Consider the following 6000-nt stretch of genomic DNA (forward strand, 5'->3'; position numbering starts at 1 on the left):
TGCTGAGCGTCGCGCGGTGGCGGCCGTTCGCCGTTGCTGTGTGCCAGCGTCGGGCCCGCGCGGCAGCACGGGCGTTGAATCTGGCGTGAAGTGGACCATGCCTGCGCAAGCCGATGCGCCGGGTACAGGGGCGATCGTTGCGGAGCGGACATGCCGCCGGTCGGATAAGGGTGGTGGGCCGTTCGGCCCAAAGACGCATCGGGTGTACGCCCGATATGCCGCCGCTGAATGCTTTTGTGAGATTGTCTTGCGGCTGGCGCACGGATGTCGGGCGTTGCCGATCCGTGCATAGAATGCCGAATGATACCACTTCCGGGCCAATCCTGCCCGCGTGACGGGCAGTGCCCCTGGTGCGGCCGCCTTGTAGTGCTCAGTGTTCGCTGATCTGCGCGAAGCGCTGCGACAGGAAGTCGATCAGTTCACGCACCGAAGGCAGCAGCCCGCGCCGTGACGGGAACACGGCGTGGATCACGCCGCCCCTGACCGACCAGTCCGGCAGGACCTTCACCAGCCGGCCATCGCGCAGCTCGTCGGTCATCATCATGACCGGCAGCTGCACGATGCCGGCACCGGCCACGGCCGCGGTGCGCAGCATGATCATGTCGTCGGTGACCAGCCGGGGCTTGTGGTGCAGGTCGGCGCTGGCGCCATCGGGGCCATACAGCGACCAGGTGTGCGAGGGGCGCGGCGGGCCCAGGTCCAGCGTTGGCAGCGCGTTGAGGTCCGCGGGCGCCAGCAGCGGCCCATGGCCGGCCAGCAGCGCCGGGCTGGCCACGAAGCACCAGGCGCGCTCGGCCAGCACGCGCATCACCAGGTCGCTGTCTTCCAGTGGCGGCACGCGCACGCGGATGGCCAGGTCGATCCCCTCTGCCACCACGTCCACGCGCCGGTTGGTGGCTTCCAGGTGCACGATGACCTTGGGGTTCGCCGCCATGAAATCCGCAATCATGTCGCCCACGCGCGCGTGCAGCAGCGCCACCGGGCAGCTCATGCGCACCAGGCCGCTGGGTTCGGCGCGGGTTTGCACGATCGCGCTCTCGGCCGCTTCGGCCTCCACCAGCATGGCCTTGCAGTGGGTGTAGTACGTCTGTCCCAGTTCTGTCACGGAGAAGCGCCGCGTCGAGCGCTGGATCAGGCGCACGCCGAGGCGCTCTTCCAGCATGGCCACGCGCCGGCTCAGCTTGGACTTGGGTATGCCGAGCACGCGCCCGGCGGGCGCAAAGCCCTGGTGGTCGACTACCTGCGCGAAGTAATACAGGTCATTCAGGTCGGGATGCAAGCGGGCGGCTCCTGTCGTCCTGCCAGTAGGACGCTGAGGGCAGATTTTCCGTCCTACCGGTGCGATCTGCCAAGACCTATGCTTTGCCCACACGGTCGGCTTGGGACTGCCCCGAGTCGCCGGTTTCGCCAACCGCATAGGAGAAAGCCACATGACCACACCCGCGAATTTCAACGGCAAGCGTCCGGTACTGGATCCCGCCGATACGGCCATGCTGCTGATCGACCACCAGAGCGGCCTGTTCCAGACCGTTGGTGATATGCCGATGCCTGAGCTGCGCGCCCGTGCTGCCGCGCTGGCCAAGATGGCGACGCTGTGCAAGCTGCCAGTGATCACCACGGCATCCGTGCCGCAAGGCCCGAACGGCCCGTTGATTCCGGAAATCCACGAAAACGCCCCCCATGCCAAATACGTCGCGCGCAAGGGCGAGATCAACGCCTGGGACAACCCCGACTTTGTCGCCGCGGTGCGTGAGACGGGCAAGAAGACCCTGATCATCGCCGGCACCATCACCAGCGTGTGCATGGCGTTCCCGTCGATCAGCGCGGTGGCCGACGGCTACAAGGTGTTCGCCGTGGTGGATGCCTCGGGCACCTATTCCAAGATGGCGCAGGAAATCACCCTGGCGCGCATCGTCCAGGCCGGCGTGGTGCCGATGGATACCGCCGCCGTGGCCTCTGAACTGCAGCAGAGCTGGAACCGCCCCGACGCGCAGCAATGGGCCGAGGTCTACACGCAGATCTTCCCGGCCTACCGCCTGCTGATCGAAAGCTATCTCAAGGCCCAGGACGTGGAGAAGAACCACGAGGTCCTGGACTCCAAGCGCTGACGCCAGGCTGGCAACGGCCTGCACACCCCGGGTGCGGACCCTCGGCGAACGCCGCGGGTCCGCACCTTCTGTTCACAGGAGAACGTCATGAGCAAGCCCTACAAGCGCCTGGACAAGAGCCAGGCCGCCGTCCTGATGGTCGATCACCAGGCCGGCCTGCTGTCGCTGGTGCGGGATATCGAGCCCGACAAGTTCAAGAACAACGTGCTGGCACTGGCCGACCTGGCCAAGTACTTCAAGCTGCCGACCGTCCTGACCACCAGCTTCGAGGATGGCCCCAACGGACCGATGGTGCCCGAGCTCAAGGCCATGTTCCCGAACGCACCGTTCATTCCGCGCCCGGGCCAGATCAACGCCTGGGATAACGAGGACTTCGTGGCCGCGGTGCGTGCCACCGGCAAGAAGCAACTGCTGATCGCCGGCGTGGTCACCGAGGTTTGCGTGGCCTTCCCGGCGTTGTCGGCGATCGAAGAGGGTTTCGAAGTCTTTGTCGTGACCGATGCCTCTGGCACCTTCAACGAAATCACGCGCGATTCGGCCTGGCAACGGATGTCTGACGCTGGCGCGCAGCTGATGTCGTGGTTCGGCGTGGCTTGCGAACTGCATCGCGACTGGCGCAACGACATCGAGGGTCTGGGCACGCTGTTCTCGAACCATATTCCGGACTATCGGAATTTGATTACGGCGTACACGGCAGTGAAGGGCAGCAAGTAAGCAACGCCCTTCAGCGAGCCGCTGGTTTGTTCCCCTCTCCCGCAAGCGGGAGAGGGGAACACCCAAGTGGCAAGCAAGGTCCCTCAGGCTTCCTTCACAGCCCCCCTCACCGGCGGCGCAGCGACTTCCGCCTGCGCCGACGCCGAGCGCCGGTGATTGATCATCGACACCGCCCCCACCGCAATCACTGCCGGGATCGCCATCGCCAGGAAGTTCTGCTGCAGCGGCAACGACATCCCCACCAGCACGCCGATCACGATCGGTGCCAGGATGGCGCCGCTGCGTCCCACGCCTGAAGCCCAGCCGATGCCGGTGCCGCGCACTGCCATCGGATAGAACTGGCCCGCATAGGCATAGGTGACGATCTGCGTGCCGATGGTGGAAGCACCTGCCAGGCCCACCACGACGAACAGCGCTGCGCTGGGCATCGGGTAGCCCAGCAGCGTGATCGACACCGCGGCCAGCGAGTACATGGCGATCAGCACGTACTTGATCGGCAGCCGGTCGGCCAGCCAGCCGCCACCGATCGCGCCGAGCATGGCGCCGAAGTTCAGCACCAGAACGAAAGTCAGCGCCGAGCCCAGGCTGTAGCCCGCGCCCGCCATCAGCTTGGTCAGCCACGAGCTGAGCGCGTACACCATAAACAGGCACATGAAGAACGCCACCCAGAACATCACCGTGCTGAAGCCGCGGCCGTCCTGGAACAGGCGGCGGATCGGCGCGCTGCCGGCGTTGTCGTCCGCAGCCAGCGTGAAGACGTCGCCGGCTTGCGCGCGATGCGACGGCACCAGGCGCGATACCACGGATTGCAGAGCGTCGGTCTGGCCGGTGCGGAGCAGGTAGGGCATCGACTCCGGCAGCGAGCGCAGCACCAGCGGGACCAGCAGCACGGGCAGGCCGGCAGCGAGGAAAACCGACTGCCAGCCATAGCTCTCGATCAGCCCCTTGCCCAGCAGCGCGGCCAGCATGCCGCCGACCGAATAGCCGCTAAACATCAGCGTCACCAGTGTGCCGCGCAGCTTGCGCGGCGAGTACTCGGTCATCTGCGCCACCACGTTTGGCATCACGCCGCCGATGCCCAGGCCCGCGAGAAAGCGCGTGATGCTGAACGTTACCGGGTCGCTGGTAAAGCCAGCCGCCGCGGTGAAGACGCTGAATAGCGCAATACAGATGGCGATGGCGCGCCTGCGGCCGATGCGGTCGGCCACGGTGCCAAGGAAGATCGCGCCGAACATCATGCCGAACAGCGCCGAGCTGACCATGAAGCCCGCGCTGGTGGCCGTCACGCCCATCTGCTTCATGATCGATGGCAGCGCGATACCGGCGACGGCCAGGTCGTAGCCGTCGAAGATGATGATGATCGCGCACCAGAACAGGATAAGCGCGTGGAAGCGGTTGAAGCGGGCCTCGTCGGCCAGCTTGTGGACATCGATCTGACGCATGGTTTGTCTCCGGTATGGTGGTATGGCGGGGCGGCCGGCGTTGCCGGTCACGCCACCGCGGCGGCGCGCTCTTCGGCGGCCTTCAGTTCGCGCTCGCGCAATACGAAACGCTGGATCTTGCCCGTGGCGGTCTTGGGCAGTGCCTCGACAAACTCGATCGCACGCGGGTATTTGTAGGCGGCCAGCCGTTCCTTGACGAAGGCCTTCAGCTCGCCGTCGCCAAGCTGCGCGCCCGCCTTCAGCACCACGAAGGCCTTGGTCTTGACCAGCCCTTCCTGGTCGGGCACGCCGATCACCGCGGCTTCCAGCACGGCCGGGTGCTGCACCAGCGTGGCCTCGACCTCGAACGGCGATACGTAGATGCCGCTGACCTTGAGCATGTCGTCGCTGCGCCCGGCGTAGCTGTAGGTGCCGTCGGGGTTGCGCACGTACTTGTCGCCGCTCTTGGTCCAGCCGCCGCGGAAGGTCTCGCGCGACTTCTCGCGGTTGGCCCAGTACATCATGGCGGCGCTGGGGCCCTGGATATAGAGGTCGCCGATTTCGCCGTCGGGCACCGGGCGGCCTTCCTCGTCGCGCAGTTCGATGGTGTAGCCCGGCACCGGCCACCCGGTGGTGCCGTAGCGCACCTGGCCGGGCCGGTTCGACAGGAAGATATGCAGCATCTCGGTGGAGCCGATGCCGTCGATGATCTCGCAGCCAAAATGCGCGGTGAAGCGCTGGCCGATGTCGGCGGGCAACGCCTCGCCGGCGGACGAGCACAGCCGCAGCGCCACCTCGTCGCGCGCGGGCAGCGCCGGCGATGCGAGCATGCCGGCATAGCCCGTGGGCGCGCCGAAGAATACGGTCGGCTTCTGCTCGCGCCAGCGGCGGAAGGTGGCTTCGGGCGTGGGCCGCTCGGCCATCAGCACTACCGTCGCGCCCACGCTGAGCGGGAAGCTGAGGCCATTGCCGAGCCCGTAGGCGAAATAGAGCTTGGCCGCGGAGAAGCAGATGTCCTGTTCCTGCAGGCCGAGCACGGGGCCCGCATACAGGCTGACTGTCCAGTACGGATTTCCGTGGCTGTGCACCACGCCCTTGGGCTGCCCGGTCGAGCCGGACGAATAGAGCCAGAAGCCGGGATCGTCGGGACTGGTCGCGGCAGGCGCGGACAACGGCGCTTGCGTGGCGAGCACGGTATCGAGCGCCACCATGCCGTCCGGCAGCGGCCCGCGCGCCCGCGACACGAACACCTTGCCGACTTCATGCCCGGGCCGCGCCAGCGCTTCCTGCAGCAGCGGCAGCAGCGCGGCCGAGACCAGTACCGCCTGCGCGCGGCTGTGCTGCAGCATGTAGACGTAGTCGTCGGCGGTCAGCAGCGTATTGACGGCAACCGGCACGATGCCGGCATACATCGCGCCCAGGAAGCACACCGGCCAGTCCGTGCAGTCGTGCATCAGCAGCAGCACGCGCTCCTCGCGGCGGATGCCGGCATCAAGCAGCGCGGCGGCCAGGCGGCGCACCTGCTGCGCCAGTTCGCCATAGCTAAGCTGGCCGTCGTCGTCGATATAGGCGGTCTTGCCGGTGCGCCCCGCGTTGCAGCCGAGCAGGTGCGCCGCAAAGTTGAAGGACGTGCCCGGCGGCTGGACCGGGACGTCTGCTGTGATGGCGGTCATGCGTGTCTCCCCGTTTCTGGTGTACGGTGTGCTGCGGGGGGGGGGGGGGGGGGGGGGGGGGGGGGGGGAAGGGGGGGGGGGGGG

5 protein-coding genes are annotated in these 6000 nt (G+C 67.0%); 2 read left to right on the forward strand and 3 right to left on the reverse strand.

Annotation, left to right across the window (positions count from 1 at the left end; genetic code table 11):
* Nucleotides 1-370: 370 nt before the first annotated feature.
* On the reverse strand, nt 371-1279 hold the full coding sequence (locus tag AC1Q7H_RS26690) for a LysR family transcriptional regulator (protein ID WP_041228689.1): 909 nt from the start codon (nt 1277-1279) through the stop codon (nt 371-373).
* Between the two features lie 151 nt (nt 1280-1430).
* On the opposite strand from AC1Q7H_RS26690, the gene AC1Q7H_RS26695 reads away from it, so the two are divergent.
* Nucleotides 1431-2108 (forward strand): isochorismatase family protein, encoded by a 678-nt coding sequence (locus AC1Q7H_RS26695; protein WP_013953523.1) that lies wholly within the window; start codon nt 1431-1433, stop codon nt 2106-2108.
* A gap of 87 nt (nt 2109-2195) precedes the next feature.
* Nucleotides 2196-2822, forward strand: coding sequence for an isochorismate family cysteine hydrolase YcaC (gene ycaC, locus AC1Q7H_RS26700; RefSeq protein WP_013953521.1), 627 nt, complete (start codon nt 2196-2198; stop codon nt 2820-2822).
* A gap of 83 nt (nt 2823-2905) precedes the next feature.
* Here ycaC and AC1Q7H_RS26705 read toward each other — a convergent pair whose 3' ends face one another.
* Nucleotides 2906-4264, reverse strand: a complete 1359-nt coding sequence (locus tag AC1Q7H_RS26705; RefSeq protein WP_013953520.1) for an MFS transporter — start codon at nt 4262-4264, stop codon at nt 2906-2908.
* A gap of 47 nt (nt 4265-4311) precedes the next feature.
* Nucleotides 4312-5916 carry a benzoate-CoA ligase family protein gene (locus tag AC1Q7H_RS26710; RefSeq protein ID WP_013953519.1) on the reverse strand — a complete coding sequence of 535 codons (1605 nt, stop codon included), beginning with the start codon at nt 5914-5916 and terminating at the stop codon, nt 4312-4314.
* Between the last annotated feature and the right edge of the window lie 84 nt (nt 5917-6000).

The organism is Cupriavidus sp. GW823-FHT06D04, assembly GCF_058795055.1.

Coding starts and splice junctions, on each gene's coding strand:
- AC1Q7H_RS26710 (WP_013953519.1), bottom strand. CDS start 5,916: ATGACCGCCATCACAGCAGACGTCCCGGTCCAGCCGCCGGGCACGTCC.
- AC1Q7H_RS26705 (WP_013953520.1), bottom strand. CDS start 4,264: ATGCGTCAGATCGATGTCCACAAGCTGGCCGACGAGGCCCGCTTCAAC.
- ycaC (WP_013953521.1), top strand. CDS start 2,196: ATGAGCAAGCCCTACAAGCGCCTGGACAAGAGCCAGGCCGCCGTCCTG.
- AC1Q7H_RS26695 (WP_013953523.1), top strand. CDS start 1,431: ATGACCACACCCGCGAATTTCAACGGCAAGCGTCCGGTACTGGATCCC.